At 33.5% G+C, this 23483-nt stretch carries 25 protein-coding genes; 10 read left to right on the top strand and 15 right to left on the bottom strand.

The genetic code is table 11. The features are described 5' to 3' along the window. Positions 1-320: 320 nt before the first annotated feature. Together mnmA and BC962_RS08880 are read right to left on the bottom strand one after the other, a co-directional pair. The gene (gene mnmA / locus BC962_RS08885; RefSeq protein ID WP_121345637.1) at positions 321-1508 is read right to left on the bottom strand and encodes a tRNA 2-thiouridine(34) synthase MnmA; all 1188 of its coding nucleotides are present in this window, start codon (positions 1506-1508) and stop codon (positions 321-323) included. Positions 1509-1640: 132 nt separating this feature from the next. Then, the gene (locus BC962_RS08880; protein WP_121345636.1) at positions 1641-2063 is read right to left on the bottom strand and encodes a lipocalin-like domain-containing protein; all 423 of its coding nucleotides are present in this window, start codon (positions 2061-2063) and stop codon (positions 1641-1643) included. Positions 2064-2401: 338 nt separating this feature from the next. Here BC962_RS08880 and BC962_RS08875 point away from each other — a divergent pair, with 338 nt between their 5' ends. Then, complete coding sequence (locus BC962_RS08875) at positions 2402-3379, top strand: fasciclin domain-containing protein (protein WP_121345635.1); 978 nt, start codon at positions 2402-2404, stop codon at positions 3377-3379. 65 nt (positions 3380-3444) lie between these two features. Here BC962_RS08875 and yidC read toward each other — a convergent pair whose 3' ends face one another. The 6 genes from yidC to BC962_RS08845 all read right to left on the bottom strand — a co-directional run bounded on the left by yidC (position 3445) and on the right by BC962_RS08845 (position 9230). Further along, positions 3445-5301 carry a membrane protein insertase YidC gene (gene yidC, locus BC962_RS08870; RefSeq protein WP_121345634.1) on the bottom strand — a complete coding sequence of 619 codons (1857 nt, stop codon included), beginning with the start codon at positions 5299-5301 and terminating at the stop codon, positions 3445-3447. 68 nt (positions 5302-5369) lie between these two features. Then, positions 5370-7013, bottom strand: a complete 1644-nt coding sequence (locus tag BC962_RS08865) for a CTP synthase (protein ID WP_121345633.1) — start codon at positions 7011-7013, stop codon at positions 5370-5372. Positions 7014-7137: 124 nt separating this feature from the next. Then, a complete protein-coding gene (locus tag BC962_RS08860; protein ID WP_121345632.1) occupies positions 7138-7374 on the bottom strand; it encodes a DUF3820 family protein in 237 nt (78 codons plus the stop codon). Between the two features lie 26 nt (positions 7375-7400). Next, positions 7401-7772, bottom strand: coding sequence for a response regulator (locus BC962_RS08855; protein WP_121345631.1), 372 nt, complete (start codon positions 7770-7772; stop codon positions 7401-7403). Continuing rightward, positions 7769-8638 carry a histidine kinase gene (locus BC962_RS08850; protein WP_245984130.1) on the bottom strand — a complete coding sequence of 290 codons (870 nt, stop codon included), beginning with the start codon at positions 8636-8638 and terminating at the stop codon, positions 7769-7771. Before BC962_RS08850 ends, BC962_RS08855 begins: the two co-directional genes overlap by 4 nt. A 16-nt stretch (positions 8639-8654) precedes the next feature. Next, positions 8655-9230: a carboxymuconolactone decarboxylase family protein gene (locus BC962_RS08845; protein WP_121345630.1), complete on the bottom strand. Its 576-nt coding sequence runs from the start codon at positions 9228-9230 to the stop codon at positions 8655-8657. 204 nt (positions 9231-9434) lie between these two features. On the opposite strand from BC962_RS08845, the gene BC962_RS08840 reads away from it, so the two are divergent. The 7 genes from BC962_RS08840 to BC962_RS08810 all read left to right on the top strand — a co-directional run bounded on the left by BC962_RS08840 (position 9435) and on the right by BC962_RS08810 (position 15739). After that, the gene (locus BC962_RS08840; protein ID WP_121345629.1) at positions 9435-9998 is read left to right on the top strand and encodes a TetR/AcrR family transcriptional regulator; all 564 of its coding nucleotides are present in this window, start codon (positions 9435-9437) and stop codon (positions 9996-9998) included. Between the two features lie 66 nt (positions 9999-10064). Continuing rightward, complete coding sequence (locus tag BC962_RS08835; protein ID WP_121345628.1) at positions 10065-10496, top strand: hypothetical protein; 432 nt, start codon at positions 10065-10067, stop codon at positions 10494-10496. Between the two features lie 97 nt (positions 10497-10593). Next, complete coding sequence (locus BC962_RS08830) at positions 10594-11142, top strand: carboxymuconolactone decarboxylase family protein (protein WP_121345627.1); 549 nt, start codon at positions 10594-10596, stop codon at positions 11140-11142. Between the two features lie 192 nt (positions 11143-11334). Continuing rightward, positions 11335-11646 (top strand): EthD family reductase, encoded by a 312-nt coding sequence (locus BC962_RS08825; protein WP_121345626.1) that lies wholly within the window; start codon positions 11335-11337, stop codon positions 11644-11646. Positions 11647-11682: 36 nt separating this feature from the next. After that, entirely contained in the window at positions 11683-12336 is a 654-nt protein-coding gene (locus tag BC962_RS08820) for a DsbA family oxidoreductase (RefSeq protein WP_121345625.1), read from the top strand. A gap of 209 nt (positions 12337-12545) precedes the next feature. Then, complete coding sequence (locus BC962_RS08815; protein ID WP_121345624.1) at positions 12546-14108, top strand: NAD(P)/FAD-dependent oxidoreductase; 1563 nt, start codon at positions 12546-12548, stop codon at positions 14106-14108. Positions 14109-14218: 110 nt separating this feature from the next. Next, entirely contained in the window at positions 14219-15739 is a 1521-nt protein-coding gene (locus BC962_RS08810; protein WP_121345623.1) for a GH3 family domain-containing protein, read from the top strand. A gap of 12 nt (positions 15740-15751) precedes the next feature. On the opposite strand, the gene BC962_RS08805 is transcribed toward BC962_RS08810, so the two are convergent. Both BC962_RS08805 and BC962_RS08800 read right to left on the bottom strand, forming a co-directional pair. Further along, positions 15752-16321: a hypothetical protein gene (locus BC962_RS08805; protein WP_183075477.1), complete on the bottom strand. Its 570-nt coding sequence runs from the start codon at positions 16319-16321 to the stop codon at positions 15752-15754. 226 nt (positions 16322-16547) lie between these two features. Further along, positions 16548-16739 (bottom strand): cold-shock protein, encoded by a 192-nt coding sequence (locus BC962_RS08800; RefSeq protein WP_010229690.1) that lies wholly within the window; start codon positions 16737-16739, stop codon positions 16548-16550. A 267-nt stretch (positions 16740-17006) separates the two neighbouring features. Between BC962_RS08800 and BC962_RS08795 the strand changes: the two genes are divergently transcribed. Continuing rightward, positions 17007-17972, top strand: coding sequence for a L,D-transpeptidase (locus BC962_RS08795; protein WP_121345621.1), 966 nt, complete (start codon positions 17007-17009; stop codon positions 17970-17972). Positions 17973-18024: 52 nt separating this feature from the next. Here BC962_RS08795 and BC962_RS08790 read toward each other — a convergent pair whose 3' ends face one another. The 3 genes from BC962_RS08790 to BC962_RS08780 form a co-directional block, all read right to left on the bottom strand. After that, positions 18025-18819, bottom strand: coding sequence for a Cof-type HAD-IIB family hydrolase (locus tag BC962_RS08790; protein WP_121345620.1), 795 nt, complete (start codon positions 18817-18819; stop codon positions 18025-18027). A gap of 154 nt (positions 18820-18973) precedes the next feature. Beyond that, positions 18974-19330 (bottom strand): phage holin family protein, encoded by a 357-nt coding sequence (locus BC962_RS08785; protein ID WP_121345619.1) that lies wholly within the window; start codon positions 19328-19330, stop codon positions 18974-18976. Between the two features lie 68 nt (positions 19331-19398). After that, positions 19399-20040 carry a SanA/YdcF family protein gene (locus BC962_RS08780; protein WP_121345618.1) on the bottom strand — a complete coding sequence of 214 codons (642 nt, stop codon included), beginning with the start codon at positions 20038-20040 and terminating at the stop codon, positions 19399-19401. 175 nt (positions 20041-20215) lie between these two features. Here BC962_RS08780 and BC962_RS08775 point away from each other — a divergent pair, with 175 nt between their 5' ends. Continuing rightward, positions 20216-20848: an NAD(P)H-dependent oxidoreductase gene (locus tag BC962_RS08775; protein ID WP_121345617.1), complete on the top strand. Its 633-nt coding sequence runs from the start codon at positions 20216-20218 to the stop codon at positions 20846-20848. A 4-nt stretch (positions 20849-20852) separates the two neighbouring features. On the opposite strand, the gene ribB is transcribed toward BC962_RS08775, so the two are convergent. Both ribB and BC962_RS08765 read right to left on the bottom strand, forming a co-directional pair. Further along, complete coding sequence (gene ribB / locus BC962_RS08770; protein ID WP_121345616.1) at positions 20853-22001, bottom strand: 3,4-dihydroxy-2-butanone-4-phosphate synthase; 1149 nt, start codon at positions 21999-22001, stop codon at positions 20853-20855. A 38-nt stretch (positions 22002-22039) separates the two neighbouring features. Next, the gene (locus tag BC962_RS08765; protein ID WP_183075476.1) at positions 22040-23482 is read right to left on the bottom strand and encodes an LptF/LptG family permease; all 1443 of its coding nucleotides are present in this window, start codon (positions 23480-23482) and stop codon (positions 22040-22042) included. Position 23483 lies beyond the last annotated feature (1 nt).

Below are 23483 nucleotides of genomic sequence, written 5' to 3'. Positions count from 1 at the left end.
TTATAGGTATACTTTTTTCGTCCCTCAATGCACCTTAACATCTCGTCCCCCTGAATTTATTTCAAGGTTTCAATTCACTCTATTTATTTTTAGTGTAGCTAGATTCTGAATCAAGTTCAGAATGACGTTTTTTAACAATTTATGGTGTTTTACGGATTTATATTTTAATTATTTAAAAGCCACGAATTCACAAATATAATCTCTCATTGAGGGTTTAATTCTCCGAGACTCTTGATTGATTTCTAATTAGTGAATTTGTGGCAATCTTTATAAGATCATATTTCTTGCTGATATCAATTTTACACTTAGGTATTGCTAATTTAAGAGATCACTCCTGAACCTACTAATTCATCCTCCAAATACCAAGCAACAAACTGACCTTCGGTAATTGCAGACTGTGCATTTTCGAACAATACATAAAGACCATTCTCTGTTTGATGTAAGGTAGCTTCTTGTAATTCTTGTCTATATCTAATTCTGGCTTTTACCTTAAGTTCAGAATCTGGTGCAATTGCTAGATCTTCACGAACCCAATGCACTTCATCATTAGCTACAAATAGCGCTTTTCTGAATAAGCCGGGATGCTCTTTTCCTTGACCTGTGTAGATAATATTTTCGTTAACATCTGTGTCTATTACAAATAAAGGTTCCGGAGTTCCACCTACTGCAAGACCTTTTCTTTGACCTTTTGTGAAGTAGTGAGCACCTTGATGTTTCCCAACAACTTTACCATCTGCTAGCTCATATTGAAACTTCTTAGAAAGTAGTTCCAGCTCTTCAGCCTTAGAATTGAACTGTATCGGTAGATCTTGGTATTGTTCTCTTTGAGAATCTATCTCTACTATTACTCCTTCTTTTGCTTTTAGTTTTTGCTGAAGAAATTCTGGCAACCTAACCTTTCCAATAAAACAAAGTCCTTGAGAATCTTTTTTATCGGCCGTGATCAAATCTTGTTCAGCAGCAATTTTGCGAACCTCTGGTTTTAGCAGCTCTCCAATTGGAAAAAGTGTTTTTGAAAGCTGTTCTTGGGTAAGTTGACATAGAAAATAAGACTGATCTTTATTATCATCTTTTCCTGCTAATAGCTGGTAGATAGTTTCTCCGTCTTTCTCCAGTATGCCTTTTCTACAATAATGTCCTGTTGCAACATAATCTGCTCCTAAAGAAAGAGCGATCTTCATGAAGACATCAAATTTTATTTCTCTATTACAAAGTACGTCTGGATTAGGTGTTCTTCCTAACTCATACTCACGAAACATATAGTCTACGATTCGCTCCTTATATTCTTCACTCAGGTCTACTGTCTGGAAGGGAATTCCTAATTTTTCAGCAACCATCATGGCATCGTTGCTATCATCTAACCATGGGCATTCATCAGAAATAGTTACGGTATCATCATGCCAGTTCTTCATGAACAAGCCTATAACTTCGTACCCTTGTTGTTGCAATAAATATGCGGTAACACTAGAATCTACACCTCCTGATAAGCCTACAACTACTTTTTTCATAATATAACATCAATCACTTCGGTAAGTCCGAGATTTAATAAGTCTTATAATTGTCGGATTACAGATGGCAAAATTACGAAATAAAAAAGGGTAGTAAAAACTACCCTCTCTTGATTTTAAATATTGAAAAAATTATCTTTTTTCGAATACAATATTTGTGTTTTGTCCAGAAAGTAGATCTGGATAAAAGGTGAAACTTGAGCTTTCGTTAAATTCAACTCTTCCAGCTTGAGAGCCAATCCCTTCAAAAGGAATGGTAAATTTATATCTAGAATTCCCTTCATTACTCCAAGCAGAATTATCAGAATCTTTTAATTCACATTCACCATCAGTAACAGTGTAAAAAGCAGAGTCTGCATTATTATCTGCATTAAAATCTATAAATGATTGTTTGTTGCATTCGCTTACAGTTAAATTTAATGTGCCACTATTGTTAATTTCAGCAACATACCACTTTCCTAAAATTTGGTCGTCACCTGCATTTCCTGAATCGTCATCGCTAGTGCAAGAGCTTAGTAATGTTAAACTAAAAAATAATAAAAAGATCTTTTTCATGTAAATAGGTTTTTAATTTGGTTTGCAAAGATAAGGTTTCCTTTATAACTTATAATCTACTGCATTATTTTATAGATATAGAAAATCAACTATAATTAGCTCAAATTTTAACAGATAAAAAATCTGTTATAGTATAATATTTAAACTACCCTTTCCGTTTTTAATTTAATATCCCCTATAATTTTAAACGTATATCAAATACCATTTACGTTTATAATCTCCCTATAAAATATTGATATACAATAAATTAACAATTGTTTAAAATTTATTAACAATTGTTAAACAAAATTATTCTATGTTGTTGTCTAATTTTATTAACTAATCAAAAAAATCATATTATGAAATTAACTTCGAAAATTTTCAAGCCCGCTGTTATGGCTTTCCTTGCCTTAGGAATGTTCGCCTGTAACGATGATGACGATGCTAATGTGCCAATGGTGGAAGATAATACTATTGCAGATTTTGTATCTACTAATGATAATTACTCCTCTTTAGCTGCGGCTCTTGAGGCAGCAGATCTAACATCCACGCTGGATGGAACCACTAAATACACTGTGTTTGCTCCTAATAATGAGGCGTTTAGTGAATTTTTAGCTGCTAATAATTTTGATGCCTTAGATGATGTACCTGTAGATGTATTAAAACAAGTACTTTTAAATCATGTTCAAATGGGAGAGATCATGGCTGCCGACTTAAGTACCGGGTATATAGAAAGTATGGCTAAAGGTCCAGCTTCAGATGAAAATCTTAGTATGTACATTAATGTTGGAGATAACGTAGTAATTAACGGGGTTTCAACTGTTACCACTACAAATATTGAAGTGGATAATGGAATTATTCACGCAGTGGACCAAGTGATTGGTTTGCCAGATATTACAACATTTGCAATTGCAGATCCAACATTCGATATATTACAAGCTGCATTAACTAGGGAAGAAGATTATACCTTCGTAGATATACTTCAATCTACTGGAGATGCTTCTCCTTTTACCGTATTTGCTCCAACTAATGATGCTTTTGTTGCATTATTAGATGAGCTTGATGTGGATTCCTTAGATGATATTGATGCTGATCTTCTAGCTACAGTACTTAGTTATCATGTGGTATCGGGAGATAACGTTAGAGCGGAAGATCTTACAGATGGAATGATGGTAACAACTTTTGAAACCGGAGAGATCACAATTAATGTAGGAGCTAGTGTGACTATTACAGATGAGAATGAAAGAACATCTACAGTTGTCTTACCAAATGTTCAGGCTACTAATGGAGTAATTCATGCCATAGACCAGGTGCTTTTACCTGCCTCAGAGGACTAGTTAACTAATTTTAAAAATTAAAAAAGCCCGGAATTCCGGGCTTTTTAATATCTGTATGTGAAAAACTATTTCTTAGCGTTCTTCTGTTGTTCTGCTTGCTCCATAATGTCTTGCATTTTCTTAGCAAACTTTCCTTGCTTTTTAGGCTTCTTTTTATTCTCCTGAATCTTAGCATGGATCTTATCTTCATCTATTATGGCATACTTAATTACAAGCATAATACCAATTGTAATTAAATTAGATACAAAATAGTAAAGTGAAAGTCCACTGGCATAATTGTTAAAGAAGAACAACATCATGATAGGGGATAAGTACATGATAAATTTCATGTTAGGCATCCCGGGTTGTTGGTTGTTCTGCATTGTTTGTCCTGTTGTCATCATCATGTAAATAAAGATGGCAATAGAAGCTAAAATTGGAAATAAACTCACATGGTCTCCGTAGAAAGGAATCGTAAATGGCAATTCTGCTATGGTATCGTAACTAGAAAGATCATCTGCCCAAAGGAATCCTTTTTGCCTTAATTGGAAGGCACTCGGGAAAAATTGGAATAAAGCATAGAAGACGGGGATCTGCATCAAGGCTGGCAAACATCCACTCATAGGGCTGGCTCCTGCCTTGCTATAAAGCTTCATAGTTTCCTGCTGCTTTTTCATTGCATTGTCCTTATATTTCTCATTAAGCTCATTAATTTCAGGTTTTAAAACCTTCATCTTAGCTTGAGATAAATAAGACTTGTAAGTTACTGGTGAGAGTACAATTCTTACTACGATAGTCATTACAATAATTGCAATTCCGTAACTAGGTAAGAACCCGGATAAAAATGCGAAAAACGGAATAAATACATATTTGTTAATCCATCCAAAAATCCCCCAACCTAATGGTACAACTTCATCTAGATTTCTGTCATAATCGTTTAAGATCTTATAATCTGTAGGACCGTAGTACCAATTCATATTATAATTAAGCTCTCCGCCTTTTAATTCTAAAGGAAGGCGAGTAGCAAACTCTTTTGTATATACTGTATCAATTTCTTCATCTTCAACTAGGTTTTTAGAAACGAAATCCCCCTTAACAAATGGAGTGTCTGTTAATAATATAGAAGAAAAGAAATGTTGTTTATAGGCTATCCAAGTTACATCGTCTGCTTCATCATCTTTCAATTCCCCTTGACCTAAATAATCATCGTCTCCATCTTCATATTCCCAAGCTAACTCGGTGTATCTATTTTCATAAGAGATACTTTTAGAATGACGATAACCTTTTAAATTCCAGTCTAAATTCACATCATTCGAGCTGCTAATTACATCTCTAAGGCCTTGAGAACGAATGCTGAAATCCAACATATATTCTCCCGGTTTCATCACGTATACATATTCCAAATATTCAGATTCTGAAACCTTCAATTTCATAGAAAGTACCTGATTGTTACCACTATCCGAAAGGGAAGGTTCAAAATACATGTCTTTTGTATTGATCACTCTTCCATCTGAAGTTGTAAAAGTCAAGTTTAAAGAAGCGTTTCCATCTTTTATAAGATAAACAGGAATAGAATCGTAGGTTTTAAACTGAGTCATTCTTGCTTCAGAAATATATCCACCTTTATTATCTATTTTAAGATCCAATAGATCATTGGCTAATGTGGTAGTCTTATTTGTTGCAGATGCTAAAGTTGCAGAATAGCCAAAAGTACCTAAAGATTCCTGTACTCTAGCTCTTGCAGTAGAATCCATTTCTTGAATACCAAGCTCTTTTTGTGGAGTAGCAGTTTCTTGAGGAGCATTCTCAACTTGCTCTATCGTATCTTTTTTATCTACAGCTTCGTTAGTCTCAAAGGAATTGTTGTACAACATCCAAATTAAAAGTCCACCAATCAGGAAAAATCCAATTAAGGATTGTACGTCGAATTTTTTTTCTTCCATGTTAAATTATAAAGTAAACTAAGCGTTCTCTATCACTTAGAGTTATTGTTAGTCAAAAAAATGACCGTTTATTGATTTTGTGTCAATTTGACACTCTTTTTTAGTTTTGAGTAGGTTACGGCAGCTTTCACAAAACCAACAAAAAGTGGATGAGGATTAGCTACGGTACTTTTATATTCTGGATGATATTGCACTCCAACATACCACGGATGGCCTTCTAACTCAACAATTTCTACCAAACCAGTTTCAGGATTTATTCCTGTGCTTTTTAATCCAGCGTTCTCTAATTCCGTTTTATACTTGTTGTTATATTCGTATCTATGTCTGTGTCTTTCAGAGATTTCCTCAGATTGATAGATCTCTTTAACAAGTGAGCCTTCAGAAAGTTTACAAGTCCATGCTCCCAATCTCATAGTTCCTCCTTTGTGAGTAACTTGTTTTTGAGCTTCCATGATATCTATAACAGGATGTTTAGTCTCATGATCCATTTCTGTAGAATTGGCATTTTTTAGCTGAAGTACATTTCTAGCAAATTCTATAACAGCCATTTGCATTCCTAAGCAAATTCCTAAGAAAGGAATGTTATTTTCTCTTGCATAACGAACTGCATCTATTTTACCTTCTACGCCTCGCTCTCCAAAACCAGGAGCAACTAAAATTCCATCTAAATGAGCGATCTTATTTTTAATAGTATTCTCATTGATGAATTCTGAATGTATGCTTTCTACCGTCACTTTTACTTCGTTGGCAGCGCCAGCATGAATAAAAGATTCTAAAATAGATTTATATGAATCTTGAAGTTCTACATATTTGCCAATAAGCCCAATTCTAACTTCGTACTTCGGGTTTTTATGACGTTGTAAAAACTGATTCCAGCGTTCTAAATTTGGAATTGTATCATCTGGTAGCATCAATTTTTTAAGTACAACTGTATCTAAACCTTCTTCTAACATAAGATTTGGTACATCGTAAATCGTTGAAGCGTCTATAGATTGAATAACTGCTTCTTGTCTAACATTACAAAAGATGGCAAGTTTTCTTCGAATATCATCAGAAAGTTCATGCTCTGTTCTACAAACCAAGATATCTGCCTTAATTCCACTTTCCATCAATGTTTTCACACTATGTTGAGTGGGTTTTGTCTTAAGTTCTCCTGCTGCTGCAAGGTATGGAACTAAAGTTAGGTGAATTACAAGTGCATTATCATCTCCCAATTCCCATTTAAGTTGTCTAACAGCTTCTATATATGGTAAGGATTCTATATCTCCAACTGTTCCACCTATCTCGGTAATAACTATGTCATATTCGCCGCTTTTACCAAGCATCTGAATACGTTCTTTAATTTCGTTGGTAATATGCGGAACCACCTGTACTGTTTTCCCTAAAAATTCTCCTCTGCGTTCTTTTTCAATCACGCTTTGGTAAATCCTACCAGTAGTAACATTATTGGCTTGTGAAGTTTTTACGTTTAGAAAACGCTCATAGTGCCCTAGATCTAAATCTGTTTCAGCTCCATCTTCTGTCACATAACATTCGCCATGTTCATAAGGATTAAGAGTTCCGGGATCTACATTTATGTAGGGATCTAATTTCTGAATTGTGGTTTTAAAGCCACGAGCTTGTAATAATTTTGCCAAAGATGCAGCGATAATTCCCTTTCCTAAAGAAGATGAAACCCCGCCAGTGACAAAAATATACTTGGTTTCGGCCATTTTATAAGTATTTGTTGTGTTGCTTTATTCAGGGCGCTAAATTACAAAGAAGAATAGAAAAAAGCATTCAATTTCAAACCTATTATTTTAGACCAAAAAACCTTTAATAAATAATTTTAGTGTATCAATTCTTTGGATATCGTAGGCGTATATTTCTAAGTATACTTTCCATCCCGTTCACCTTTAGTTCGGTTACTTGTTGTAATTGATCTCCTAATTTACCTTCTGGAAATCCTTTTTGCCTATACCAGATAAGATAATATTCGGGAATTTCAGAAAGAAACAAGCCTTTATATTTCCCAAAATACATCTTGGCATAAGCTAATTCTATAAGTGCTTTTTTATCTGGTTTTAATTCCATTTGGTAAATGTAAGTAGAAAGAATATTTACTTACAATGCTTAGAACATAATTCGGAGATCTTATTTTGACTAAGAGGTTTTATAATATAATCTGTTACGAAATCATACTCTGAAGCCTTTTCCTTGTCTAAATTGCTCGTACTAGAAGTTAGGATGACAATTTTTGGAGTATAGTTATTCTCTACTAGTTTATCTAAAAAGTCCCAGCCACTCATTTCTGGCATATTAAGATCGAGAAAAATAACGTCATTTTGCTCTTTTTGTTTTAAGATCTGTTCTAATGCTAAAACTGGATTGGTGAAATCTGATATAGGGATATTAATTCCTTCAACCTGTAGGAGTTTACGGGTAATAAAATTAGTTATAGGTTGATCGTCAACCAAAATTACAGAATTCATTCTTTTTCTACTTTTAAGTGTTCTAACTCCTGGGTTGCCATTAAAATTACTTCTTGGAGTACTAGATCCATTTCTTCCGCAGAAGATTCTATTTTCGGGACCAATTCTGTTCTAACCTCAGCATCAGAAAAATGAGGAAAAAGACCGATTAAGCCTTGAATTCTAGATAATGGCTCTCTTATATTATGAGCATTTAATGCCGAAATATGCAGTAATTTCTTATTTTTTTCTAAGATCTCACTTGTACGTTCCTTAATGATCTCTTTTTGGTTTTTAACAATGTTCTGAATTTCTTCATTTTGGGCTTTAATTACCTTTAAAGCCTCCGTTAATGATTTATTTTTATTGTCTAATAAACGAGCTAAATAGATCTCATGAAATTTAGCTTCAAAGCAATCTATAGCTAATTTTAATATATCTATATCTGCAGCTGTAAAATTCTTATTCTTATCGGAAATTAAAGTTACAGTAACTTTTCTACCATTATTATTGAATAACCATGCCCACATTTCAGGTTCTACAAGAATGGAACTATCTATATTTCTCGCTATCCAATCTTGTGGTAAATTAGTAGTATGTATTGGTATTTCTTTTAAATAGAGGTTCTCTTCATGCTCTAATAAATCCACTTTTTCATGTAAATCGTAATCCACTTCATCTTTAGTCAAGGAAAAGAAAAGGTGCTTTTTTTCTTGCTGAATTGTTATTCGAATTATATGATAATTAATAAGGTATTTAAGATGTGTTTTGGAAACTTCACCTACTTCCGCAAGTGAAGAACATCTACTTATTTTATTAGCAAATTTCGAATAAGCCTCATAAGTTATCCTATATAACTGAGAAGAATTCTTGGATATATCTTGCATTTAGAATGATATATGGTTACTCCAAAGTCTCCAAAAGTTCATTATCTACTTTAATGCCAGAAACATCTGCTATAGTGTTTAGCATATTTACAAGATCTGCCTGAGCCATTAATTCTTGAATTTCTTTATTACTGAAGCCAGCATTTTCTAATTCCTTAAAATCTGAATCGGCAATGTCTTTATGATTTAAAGCTGCTTTAGTAACTACATTTACTGCAGTTCTGTAGCTTACCGGCATACTAGGAGAGTTTAACTGCTCTGTTGCTTTAAAACCTTCAGCATCACTTATCATACTACTCATACTATCTGCAAAAATTCCATGTGCATGAGAACAGTAGTTACAGCCTCTTTCTTTAGAAACATTGTAGATGATAAGTTGTTTTAAAACATTTGGTACTTCCCCTTCCATTAATGTGGACTTCAATTTGTTCCAGTTTCCACCTAAAAGAGTTGCATTATCTCCTTGGCATTTAAACCAGTTTAATACAAATGGTAGTTGTAAGGTTTTTTTGGTATCGTCGTAAATTGCTTGAACTTCCAGAGAAGCCTCATCGTAAGACACCATTGGGTAGCGTGATGTAGTGTTGTTCATGTAGATAATAATTTAAGTAGGTTAATTAATGGCTGGAAATATACATAATAAATTAAAAACAGGAATATTAATAAGGAGATGTTATAATTTGTTCAATCTATAGGCACTTTATTTAAATCCTTTTTAGATGCTAACAATTAAGGAAAAGTTAAACATTTTTTTATAACTAAGCAATTGCATAGTTTTGCAGTGTAATTAAAAATAATGGCAAGAACTAAACAATATAAAGAAGAAGATGTTATTCAAAAGGCGATGAATCTTTTTTGGCGTAATGGTTACGAAGGAACTTCTGTGCGTATGCTGGAAAAAGAAATGGGAATCAATCAATTTTCTATTTATGCAAGTTTTGGAAGTAAACATGGGGTTTTTGTTGAAAGTATTAAAGCATATAAAAGTGAACTAAATAGTATTAGAAATGTTTTAAAAAATTCTAATAATGGGGTTTTAGGTATAAAGCAATTCTTTTATGACTTTTTAGAATTCACTAAAGAGAATGAGAAAGGGAAAGGCTGTCTGGTTTGTAATACTGTTAGTGAATTGGGGAATAAAGCTGAACCGGATCTTATGGTGGAATTGATGAAGTTTACAGAGGAGCTTAGAACTTTATTTATAAATAACTTACAACAAGATAAAGATAGATCTGAAGAAATGATAGAAAAGGCAGCTAATTTTCTAACAACTGCTATGCTGGGATTATCCTTAGGGTCTCGGATAGAAAATGAAACTCAGCTTGAAGATTATATAGAAATGACATTTAAAAAGCTTTAGTTTTTTTTTAAACCTTAACTAAGCGTTTGCTTAGAATAGAATTATCAATTTAAAAAATAAAATAATATGAAAAATTTAATTCCAATACTTGTTCTCATTACAGTTTCCATATCATTAAACGCTCAAGATTATGCGATGGTATTTCCTGCTAGCATCAAGATTGAGTCTAAGAATGATAACTATACTAGGCTTAATGATTTTGCTTCAGATGTTTTATTAACTAAGGATTTTAATTATAGAGATTTTTTGAAGAGTTCAAAAAATTCTATTGTAAACTTTCAGTTAAATGGAGAAAGTTTCACTAAATCGGAGTTTACTAAAATACTGAGAAAAGGAGCGAAAAAATCAGATTCTTATGCAGAGTTCCAACAATTTCTTAACAGCTCTTATCCACAATTTTCAAGCGTTCTTTCAAATGGAAACAAACATTTAATCTACGAGAAATTTAATAAAGGAACGTTCAATTCTTATTTCCAAGACTTAGCGAATAACTGGTAATAAGAGAATAAAAATCTCACACAATTCAATTTTTTTTAATTAATTCTAAGCTTATGCTTAGAAAGGTATAAACAATTATATATTAAATATTTAAACTATGAGTACATTAAAAGTTCACACAATCGAATCTGCACCAGAAGCTAGTAAAGCATTATTAGAGAATTCTAAAAAAGCATATGGTATGATACCAGGTTTGCATGGAGTATTAGCTGGTGCTCCAGGAATATTAGAAGCTTACCAAACTTTACATCAACTATTTGTAGACTCCTCCTTTAATAATGAAGAGTTAACAGTTGTATGGCAATCTATTAACGTAGAGCATGAATGTCATTATTGTGTACCAGCACATACAGGTATTGCTGCGATGATGAAGGTAGATGAAAATATCACCGAAGCTTTGCGTAATAGAACACAACTTGAAGATCCAAAATTGGAAGCATTAAGAAAAATGACATTATCTATAGTGCGTAATAGAGGAAATGTAGATGATAAAGAAATTGAAGCATTTTATGCTGCTGGATATGGGGAAAGACAAGCGCTAGAGATCATCCTTGGTTTGTCTCAAAAAACAATTAGTAATTATACCAATCACATTGCCAATACCCCAGTAGATGAAGCTTTCACAAAATTTGCTTGGAAAAAATAAGATCCAACAGGTAAGCATGCTAAAAGCTTAATTAGTAATATACCTTCCGGAACTACTTCGGAAGGTATGTTTATAGCAATTAATTGGCATAGTTTTAAGTCTTATAATTATGAAAAGGCTGTTCAATTTCAGAATATTTGATTTGGAAGTCCGAGGAATTAAATAGAAAATCTATCTTAAAAAATAAAAATCATGATAAAAGTAAGCGTAATGTATCCTAATGGACCAAAAACAAAATTTGATTCAGAATATTATAAAAATTCGCATTTGCCAATGATCGCAGAGGCTTTAGGTGAAGATTTAAAAGCGATGGAGTTTAATATAGGAATTGGAGGAAGAACTCCAGGGGCACTTGCACCTTATATTGCTATAGCTCATTTAACATTTGAATCGGTAGCATCGTTCCAATCCTCTTTTGGCCCACATGCCGAAAAATTTGCAGCAGATGTTCCTAATTATACCAATGTAGAAGGGGAACTTCAAATTAGCGAGATTGTTAGCTAATATCAGTTCCGAAGAAATAATTTTATAACGAAGAATATGAGTAGTAAGCTTAAAATAGATATAGTTTCAGATGTGGTTTGTCCCTGGTGTACAATCGGGTACAAACGTCTAGAGAAAGCTATAGATGAAATGGGTGTTCAAGATAAAATAGAAATTGAATGGCATCCCTTTGAACTTAATCCAAATATGCCTGAAGAAGGGGAAAATGTACAGGAACATATTGCAAATAAATATGGTGCCAGTTTGGAAGATCAAAAGCGCTCCCAAGAGCATATGACCGAAGTTGGGGAAGAGCTTGGATTTAAATTCGATTATTTTGACGATATGAGAATGGTAAATACAAGGGATGCACATATTTTGCTTGAATATGCAAAGGAAAATGGAAAACAAACTGAGTTAAAAATGCGTTTGGTTGAATCCTTTTTTAGTGAGCGTAAAGATGTTTCTAGCAAAGAGGTTTTAAAAAAGGCCTTACAAGAAGTCGGTTTAAATGTAGAGGAAGCGATGGGGAAATTAGATAGTGAAAAAGCTAGATTAGAGATTGAAACAAAAGAGGCATATTGGAAAAATTTAGGGGTAAATTCTGTGCCTACAATAGTTTTTAATATGAAAAGCGCTGTTACCGGAGCACAGCCCGTTTCAGTTTTTAAAGATGTATTAGCAGATCTACTTCAGGAGAAAATCGGATAATCACTATATACCATTAATGAGTTTTTTGGGAAAAATGAGTTCCTTTTAGCTAGCTAATAAAAGCTGTTTCTTTACCTATTAAGCCTTGTATATTTATAAAATTACAAGGCTTTTTCTATATTATTAGAATAATAAATTGATAAAACTTAAAAATATCCATCCCTTAATCTGAATTTATAAATACTTAAATTTGTGGCATATTTAAAGTCATGAAGTACGAGTATCAATTACGTGTAAGTCCAGAAGAAGCAGCAAAACAAGATCTTTTATTAAGAGAAGTTTCTAAGCATTCTGGGATATCTACCAAGAAAATACGACATATTGAAATTATTAAAAGGTCTATAGATGCAAGACAGCAGTCTGTAAAGATCAATTTAAAGGTGGGTGTTTATGTGAATGAAGATAAAAAAGAAACCACTTTTGAACTTCCGGAATATCCTAATGTAAAAGATAAAGAGGAAGTATTTATAATTGGAGCTGGCCCTGCAGGACTTTTTGCAGCGCTTCGTTGTATAGAATTAGGTAAGAAACCGGTTATAATTGAGAGAGGAAAAGATGTTCGAAATAGAAGACGAGACCTGAAAGCCTTAAATATAGAACATATTGTTAATGAGGATTCTAATTATTGCTTTGGTGAAGGTGGTGCTGGAACTTATAGCGATGGAAAATTATATACGAGGTCTAAAAAAAGAGGAGATGTAAATCGGATCTTAGAGTTATTTGTCGCATTTGGAGCAACTTCTGAAATTTTAGTAGATGCACATCCTCATATAGGAACGAATAAATTACCAGCAATTATAGCAAGTATTCGGGAAAAGATTCTTGAAATGGGAGGAGAAGTGCTTTTCGAAACAAGAGTATCAGATATTTTAATAGAGAATAATGCGATTAAGGGTATAAAAACCTTAAAGGGGGAGCATTTCAATACGAAAAACATCATTCTTGCCACTGGGCATTCTGCCAGAGATATCTTCGAATTATTGTATAGAAAAGGAATTAAAATAGAAGCAAAACCTTTTGCTTTAGGAGTAAGGATCGAGCATCCCCAACAATTAATAGATAAGATCCAGTATAAATGTGATGATAGAGGAGAATTTTTGCCTCCGTCTCCTTACAGTATTGTGAAGCAAATAGGTGGGAGAGGAATGTATTCCTTTTGTATGTGTCCTGGAGGAGTAATTGCACCTTGTGCTACTAGCCCGGGAGAAGTGGTCACTAATGGATGGTCTCCAAGTAAAAGGGATCAGCCTACTTCCAATTCTGGAATAGTGGTGGAATTACGACTTAATGATTTTAAAGCTTATGGTGATTCTCCACTTGCAGCAATGGAATTTCAGAAGAGTATAGAACAAGCTGCCTGGTTGCATGGGGGTGAGACTCAACGTGTACCTGCCCAAAAAATGGTTGACTTTGTTGAAGGCCGTATTTCTACAAATATTCCCGAGACCTCTTATAAGCCAGGGGTAACTTCCGCAGATCTTAAAAATGTTTTTCCAGAATTTATACATTCCACATTACAACAAGGATTTAAGGAATTTGGTAAATCCATGAGAGGATATTATACGAACGAAGCAGTTATACATGCTCCTGAATCTAGGACATCTTCGCCAGTTAGAATTCCCAGAGATCCCAAAACTTTAGAACATGTCCAGATTAAAGGTTTGTTTCCATGTGGGGAAGGAGCTGGTTTTGCAGGAGGAATTATTTCTGCAGCTATAGATGGGGAGAAATGTGCAGAAAATTGCATCGCTTTGATGCATACTTCAAGTTAGAACGGTCTTTAAAGGTTAAAAATTTTATAATTATAGTCTATAATTTAAGGCTATTTTTCACTTTTGCCTAGATTCAAAAAGTATTAGTTTCATTCAAAAATTAAGGCATCATGGCAATAATAGGATCAATTATAAAAGGTTTAATAGATTTAAGAGATAAAATTGTTTCTGAACCAAATGCTGATGAGGCCCAATTAGAGGTATTGAAAAGTTTACTTACTAAGGCAAAAAACACGGCCTTTGGGAAACATTATAATTTTGAAGAGATTTTAGAAGCAGAGGATATTCCTGCAACTTTTGCGGAACGTATTCCAAACTTCGATTATAATAAGATCAACGAAGAATGGTGGTATAAAATGCATGATGGGGAAACCGATGTTGTTTGGCCAGGTACTCCACCATATTTTGCTTTAAGTTCGGGTACAACTGGTAAAACCAGCAAAAGGATTCCAGTTTCAGAAGATATGGTAGAAGCAATACGCACCTCAGGGATTAAGCAAGTAGGGGCTTTAACTAATTTTGATCTTCCTACAGAATTCTTTGAAAAAGAGATCATGATGTTAGGTAGCTCTACAGATCTACAAAAAGAAGGCGCGCATGAAGAAGGGGAGATAAGTGGAATCTCTGCAAGCAATATTCCATTTTGGTTCAAGAGTTATTATAAACCAGGCGAAGAGATCGCAAAGATCGAAGATTGGGATGAGCGGGTAGAGATGATAGCGAAAAATGCTAAAAACTGGGATATTGGTGCAATTTCTGGAATTCCTTCTTGGATAGAATTAATGTTTAAAAAAGTTATAGAGCATCACAAAGTGAATAATATTCATGATATATGGCCAAACTTCCAAGTGTATACATCTGGAGGGGTAGCTTTTGAACCTTACGAAAAAAGTTTCAATGCTTTATTAGCTCATCCTGTTACAGTGATAGATACCTATTTAGCTTCAGAAGGATTTATGGCCTACCAGCAAAGGCCAGAAACTCATTCTATGAAACTTGTTTTAGATAATGGGATTTACTTTGAATTTGTTCCTTTTAAACCGGAATTTGTAAATGAAGATGGTTCTATAACAGATAATGCACCTGTAGTACAGCTTAGAGATGTTAAGGAAGAGGAGGATTATATCTTGCTAATAAGTACGGTTTCTGGAACATGGCGATATTTAATTGGAGACACAATTAAATTCACAGATGTTAGTAGGCACGAGATAAAGATCACTGGGCGAACCAAGTTCTTTCTGAATGTAGTGGGTTCTCAGCTTTCTGTTAATAAAATGAATGATGCGATCCAAGAATTAGAGAAAAAGTATGACATCGAGATCCCAGAATTCACTTTAGCAGCGGTTCGTATTGATGGCGAATTTCATCATTCCTGGTATTTAGGAACAGATACACAAATGAAAAATGAGGAATTGGCTGAGGCTTTAGACCAGTCTCTTAAGAATGCCAATAAAAATTATAAAGTTGCCAGATCTAAGGCTTTAAAAGGGGTGAAGGTAACTACGATTCCTCCCAATCATTTTTACGAATGGAATGCCCTGAATAAGAAGAAAGGCGGACAGGTGAAAATGGAACGTGTAATGAATGAGGAGAAATTCGCAGAATGGGAAGAATTTATTAATAGCTTATAGAAAACTGGCTATTTAATCTTTTAATTCTTCAACAAGTAGCAATATTTCTTCAGGGGATAAGTATAGCTTTCTAATTCGATCTTTGTAAATACTGGAGAGATGCGCATGATTTAAGATGAAATCTTTGGTAGCAAGAATATAATCTCCCATACCATGACTAACAGCAAACGTATCTGCAGCTCTTTCAGCTTCTTTTATAAATTTGTGGGAGGTTAAATAACTAATTCCAAAACCTATTAGATTAATTCCGCTGCGTTCCTGATAGTCCATAATATGCCCAAGTTCGTGACCAATCCAACCTATGAGAACTTCAGAAGGAACTTCTGAAATAGAGAATGATTCATTTTCTATATGAAAATGTTCGGTGATCATTACAAAATAGGATCTATTCTTTTTGTTTTTAAAAATCCCGGAAAATTTAGGCTGTGCCTGCATAAAAGATTTCTTTATCTTCTCTTTGAATCTAAACTCAATTGGAGTATCCTTTAATTCTGGGTAGTGAGATAAAGCAATGGCAACTTCATCGGCAATAGATTTTGGAATTATCTTATTAGTAATTTCAGAAGTATTTAAATCTTTCATATTAAGGCTAGAGCTAAAAACACTAATCTGCATCAAAGAAAAGAGTGCGAAAAAAATGAATTTGGCTTTTATATTGAACAAAGTGTTTTAATAAATTATGTGTATTAAAGATAATGCTCTAAAATCGTTCCATGAAAAATTTTAGAAAAGTTTAAAACAAAAAAAAAGCTTTGCACATCGTGCAAAGCTTTAAAATTGTCAAAGTATAGTATACTATAAACGAAGCCTAAGCTTGTTTTACATTTACTGCATTTAATCCTTTTCTTCCTTCTTCAAGATCAAACGTTACTTCGTCGTTTTCTCTAATTTCATCAACAAGACCATTAGCATGTACAAAATATTCTTTGTTTGACTCTTCGTCTGTGATAAATCCAAATCCTTTAGTGTCGTTAAAGAATTTTACGGTACCTCTATTCATTATATATAAATTTAATTTAGGCAAATATAGAGTTATTTATCGACTAATTACATTTATTTAGAAATATTTTCAATAAATTTTGTTTTTCTTAAAAATGTGTTAATAGCTTAAGCTAATGTTGGTTATAAAATAATTTAAGTGGTTTATTAATTTATTATTAATAAAGAATCAGTTTTTGTTAAAGTATATAAAAACATCATGTAGTTTAGAATTGAGACTGCGAAATTTGTTGTGTAATTATCATCAACCCAAATTGACTTTTATTCAATGAAACCCCAAATACGAATAACTTCTAGAGTATTTTTATTTTTAATTTTTCTGGTTATAGCAACTATCTCTTGTAATACCGAATCAGATAAAAAATCAGAGCCAAGTATTCAGACGGATATTGCAACGGATAGCTTAAATGATATTCCTAAAGAAAAAGTAATCCCAGAATTGGTTATAGCCTATAAAATAGATTCTTTACGGACTTCTGTTGAGTTGGATAGTTTTAAAAATAGATATTCAGAATCTCAGCAGAAAGTGATCGCAGCATTAAATAGAATTGATCCGAGTAGAATGAGGGTGGGTGAGAACCTTATTGTTCCTGATACTTTATTTGATGATATATCTAATTATGCTCCTTTTCCTAAGAAACTAGATATAATTAATGCTATACCTAAAACCGTTTTAATTTCACAACGTGTACAAGGCTTTGCATTATACGAAAATGGAAACTTAATAAAATGGGGTCCGGTAAGTTCTGGTAAAAAATCTACTCCCACCCCAAATGGCTTGCATTATGGAAACTATAAGGCAAAAAGGAAAATTAGTACTGTAGATGAGGCTTGGATATTACCTTATTATTTTAATTTCATGAATTTTGAGGGAGTAGGAGTGCACCAATATGCATTACCGGGATATCCTGCAAGTCATGCCTGCGTAAGATTATATATGGATGATGCACAATATATTTATGATTGGGCCAAGCAATGGGAATTAAATTCTTCTGGGCAAAAAGTCCTAAAAAAAGGAACTCCTTTTATGGTATATGGTAAATACGATTATAATGCTGAAGCTCCTTGGTTACAATTGGCTAAAGACAGGTTAAATAATAATTTGATAAATGAGGAGATGGCAACTTTAAAAGATTATGTTGCTAAATACAATGAATACATTAAATCGATAGAACCTAGTAATTTAGATAAAGAATTGTCTGTAGATAAAGGAACTGTAATTACTTATAATTAATTTCAAGAGTTAAATAAAAAAGGTTCACCCTAAAGGTGAACCTTTTTTATTGCTAATTTTTCAAAAGCCCTAATTCCTCTATAGTTCTTAATACTCCATTTTCGTTATTACTAAAATTGGTCACATACTTACTTGCACTTATTATTTCGGGATGTGCATTTTTCATAGCGTAACTAAATTTGGCATTCTGCATCATTTCTAGATCATTTAGATAATCGCCAAAAACCATAGTCTCCTCGGGAGTAATATTCAGCTCTTTTTGTATTTCTTTAATAGCATTCCCTTTATTCGCAGAAAGAGAAGTGATATCTATAAATACACTTGCTGCGATGGCTACCTTAAAATTATTTTTATAATCTTGGAAATGAGGATAGGTATGTTCTTCCACGCCATTAAAATTGCAAAGAGTCACTTTTAAAATAGTATCATCTACTTTAGTAAGATCCTCTACAATTTCTAAGCGTTCGTAATATTTGTTGATCTCCTTGAAAAATATTTCGTCCTTAGTTTCTATATATGCCGAGTTCTTGCCGCAGAGCACCAATTGAGTATGGTCAAGATTTCTACCAATTTCTATAAATTTAACAGCATCTTCTCTTTGTAGCGGATTCAGATAGATCTCTTTTCCTTTATAAACTACATACGTACCATTTTCCGCAAAAAACAGCATTCGGTCTTTGATCCTCTCAAATTTACTTTCCAAATTATAGAATTGCCTCCCACTGGCCACAGAAAACATTATTTTCTTATTGGTAAGTTCTTTTTCAATTTCCCAGAAATCTGGATGTATTTCATGCTTATCATTAAGCAAAGTTCCATCCATATCTGTCACAATCAATTTTATCATAGTAGTTTTTAAAAGCTTCAAATATAGGCTTTATGCCTGCGTTTAAAGTTAAGATTATATCAATTCTAACTCTTAGGTCATAGATAAGAATAATATCAAAAAAAAGCCGCTTCAGAATATTTCTGAAGCGGCGTGAAATATTAAATTTAATTCTTTAGAACAGTATAGCATCTACTAAAGCTCCAGCAAGAGCAAGTATAACTGCTAATATTATTGAAGTTGAAAACCCGATGGTTTTAAAGTCCTTACTAACCTTATCTGCTAGTTCAATAATTATTGCATAAGCAATCACTCTAGTAACAAAGCCTAGTCCTAGGAAATAAAATATTCCAAGAGTTGCAATGTTTAGTAAAGAAGTTAGTAACCAACTTAATAGAAAACTGAATACTCCTATGATCAAAGCAACAATTAATGCCGATTTAAAACCTTTTAGCTCAACTTTGCTCATGTATTTTGCCGCGAGTAGCAATACTCCTGCATCAATAATAATGTGTAGTAACCATTGTAACATACTGGATGGGATTTAATTAATAGTAAAATCTATTACAATAATAGTTAAAAATAAAATATTCTAATTTACTAACGACCAACAGGAGTTTCTTCCCCCATGTTCTTTGGTGTTTGTTTAGTTAGAACTTCATAAACGGCTTTTAGATTAGCTAGTTTCTCACGTCTTATTAAATTATTTTCAGTTTCATAGAATCTTTCTTTAGCTGGAAATCCAATATAGTCAAGACCTAATCCTTCAGCAATAAAAAGGGTCCTAGGGAGATGAAATTTTTGAGTAACTATAATCGCATTTGGAATTTTATAAACATGATCAGACCTGTACATACTGTCGTAAGTATCTAAACCTGCGGGATCTGTGAAAATTAAATTTTCTGGCACATCTCTTTCCAATAAGTAATTTTTCATGGCACTTACCTCGTCGTAATCATTTCGTCTATTGTCACCACTCAAAAGGAACTGCTTAGCCCTGCCAGATCTATAAATTTCTAAGGCTGTATCTACACGATCTCTTAATATAGGAGATAATTTCCCGTCTGAATGTACGCTGGCGCCAAGAACGATTAGCGTATTAGTTACTGGGAGATCTGATATTTCTGAATAAATTTCATCGGAAGTTGTTTCGATTATATAGGTACTAAGTCCCCAGATAAACGCAATCCCTCCCCCTAAAATTATCAATATGTATATTATATATTTCTTTAGCCTGTTCATCTATTTAGTTTCTGGAATGTGAAGATAACGGGTGCTTAGCAAATGTAGTATTTTTATCGATGATTGATTTGAATATTGCCAATCCATAATTCAAAACATTTGTAATAAGCGGTATAGTTGCTTCGTCTTGCAAATAGTTATGCCTAAATTTGTATTCTGAAATTTAACATAAGTGATGAATAATATAGAAGCTCTAAAGTGGAGATACGCCACTAAAAAATTTGATGAAAATAGGATCCTTTCAGAAGATAAAATAGAAATTCTTAAGCATGCCTTTAATTTAACTGCTACTTCCTATGGCTTGCAGCCTATTAAAATGGTTATAGTTCATAATAAGACGCTTCAATCCAAGCTTGTAGAATATTCCATGAATCAGCAACAGGTTGGGTCTGCATCTCATGTGCTGGTGTTATGCATAGAACGGGAAATAGATGAGGATTTCATAGAGAATTACTTCAAATACGTACATAAGATACGTGCTACTCCTAATGAGATCTTGTCTCCTTTTAAAGATTTTTTAATAGATGATTTTAAGAATAAGCATATAGATGAAATAACATCCTGGGCCACGAATCAAGCTTTTTTAGCAATGGGAACCTTGCTTACAGTTTCTGCAACCGAAGCAATAGATGCTTGCCCTATGGAAGGTTTTGAGCCAAAAAAATATGACGAGATCCTTGGCTTGGAAAAATTAAACCTTAAATCTGTATTAGTGTTACCTGTAGGATTTAGAGCAAAAGATGATATGTTTTCTGAATTTAAAAAGGTGCGTAGACCAATTTCAGATACCATTATAGAAATAAACTAGTTACTTAATAACTAACATATTCCATGATCTCTAATCCATATCCAATCATACCAACACGTTTTGCTTGTTGGGAGTTAGATAATAATTTGATCTTATGGATCTCCAGATCGTGCAAGATTTGTGCACCTATTCCAAAATCTTTATAATCCATGATAATAGGTGGTGCTTTTACCTCTCCTTTTTTCTGACGATCTTTTAATTCTGAAAGCCTACTTAATAAATTAAGAGATTGGCTGGCAGGATTTATAAAAACGATCGCTCCTCGGCCTTCATCATTAATAGCTTTGAACATATCGTCCAATTTCTTATCGGCATTATTGGTAAGCGTTCCTAAGATATCATTATTAATAAGGGTAGAATTAACCCGTACCATGATCTCTTCATTAGCTTTCCATACTCCCTTGGTAAGTGCAAGGTGAACCTGATTATTCGTGGTTTGCTTATAAGCTCTTAATCTAAAAGTTCCAAAACGGGTTTGAATATCATAATCTTCTTTTTTCTCTATTAAAGAATCATGTTGCATTCTATATGCTATAAGATCTTCTATAGATACTAATTTTAGATCGAATTTATTTGCAACCTCAATTAGCTGAGGCAATCTTGCCATTGTTCCATCTTCATTCATGATCTCAACGATCACTCCTGCAGGCTGAAATCCTGCTAATCTCGCAAAATCTATTGCAGCTTCTGTATGGCCAGTTCTTCTTAATACACCACCTTCTTTTGCTTTCAAAGGGAAAACATGTCCAGGTCTACTTAGGTCTGCTGGCTTGGTATTAGGATCTATTAATGCTTTTATCGTTTTAGCTCTGTCTGCAGCAGAAATCCCGGTAGTTACTCCGTTTCCTTTAAGATCTACAGATATGGTAAAAGCGGTCTCCAATGGATCGGTATTGTTTCCAACCATCATTCCCAATTTTAATTCATTACAATGCTCTTCCGTTATAGGAGCGCAAATAAGACCACGCCCGTGAGTGGCCATGAAATTGATCATCTCTGGGGTTACAGCTTCTGCTGCGGCAAGAAAATCTCCTTCATTCTCTCTATCTATATCATCTACAACAATAATTATCTTTCCAGCCCGGATATCATCTATGGCTTCCTGGATAGAATGTAATTTTAATTGTTGATTGTTTTGGATCGCTTGCGGCATAATAATAGTTTCTTTTTCAGGCTGCAAAGATATTTAATCTATTTTGTTTCCGACTTACTCCTGAAGAGTTTTTTAATAAGCTTGTTAATTGGAGCCATAAAATTCCCAAAGGCTAAGAGGCCTTGATCTGTAGTTGCCCTATATGTGAAAAAGATACCTAAGGGAAACATGATCAATGTGGAAAGCCAAGATGCCAAAAACGGACTCATACTTCCATCTTCTGCACTGTTCTTAGCGAATATCCCTATAAAGTGATAAGTAAGGAAAATTAAGATGGCAACGACCATTGGGAGTCCCATTCCACCTTTTCTAATAATTGCTCCTAAAGGGGCACCAACAAAGAATAAAATAATACAAGCCACACCTAATACATATTTTTCATGTAGTGCAATCTCAAATTTATTAAGCTGTTTGGCGCTATTTTTAAATTCCTGTTTTTTAATGGTAACATTAGATAAGGCAGCATTAACGCTTCCCAAGGCGAGTTCTACAATTTGTAATCCGTTCTTATTATCATACAACTCTAGAACAGATTCTTCAAAATTGGTGATAGAATCTTTAGGTGTATAATTAGATGCAAAATAGGTTGCGCCAGTACGACTATAGATTACATCTGCGAATTTATTTAATTCTTGGTTGTAGGAAGTAGAGAAAGAATCTATACTCTGTGAAAGCTCTCCAATCTTAAGCATGCTTTGAGAATTTCTATAATTCTCGTCATCCATGTCTACATTATTGAAATTAGAAAGATCTATATTGATGATATATTCCTTGAAATAACTCTTTGCAAAAGGTTTGTTATCTCGTTTAGTGAGATCTCTTTGTGGAATTTCATCGTAATAATTCCCATCCTTTAAAATGAGCGATAAGACTTCAGAATTCGTGCTTCCTACCAGTTCTCCTTCCGTAGATTTAATAACGGTAAGATTTCCACCTCCAGTAGATTTCTGATGAATAATTACATTCTTTAAATACTGGTCGTTATCTCCAGTCTTCTCATCTACCTTAATATTAATTTCACCTATATCATTAAAAACCCCTTCAGAAATAGCCATTGTAGGCTTTAACTGTGCTATATTTTTTCTTAAATTAATAGATTTAAATTCAGCAGCTGGAATTACATTGTTAGAAAAGAAAAAAGCCAGAAGGCTTATAAAGATTATAAAAACGGTAAGACTTCGCATTGCTCTCTGTAAGGAGATCCCTGCAGATTTCATCGCGGCGAATTCATAGTTTTCAGCAAAACTTCCAAAAGTCATAATGGAGGTAAGCAGAATGGTAAGCGGCAGCACCAAAGGCACTAATTTAGGCGAAAAATAAAGCAGGAATTTTAAAATAATTCCTGCATCTATATCTTTTCCGGCAAGTTCACCTATATACAACCAAATGGTTTGAAGTACAAAAATGAACATCAGGATAATAAAAACAACTAAAAATGTTTTTAAATAACTTACTAATATGTACCGGTCTAGTATTTTCAAT

Source organism: Gillisia mitskevichiae, from assembly GCF_003634585.1.
GTDB classification, from domain to species: domain Bacteria; phylum Bacteroidota; class Bacteroidia; order Flavobacteriales; family Flavobacteriaceae; genus Gillisia; species Gillisia mitskevichiae.
This window is presented reverse-complemented; position numbering and strand designations above follow the sequence as displayed.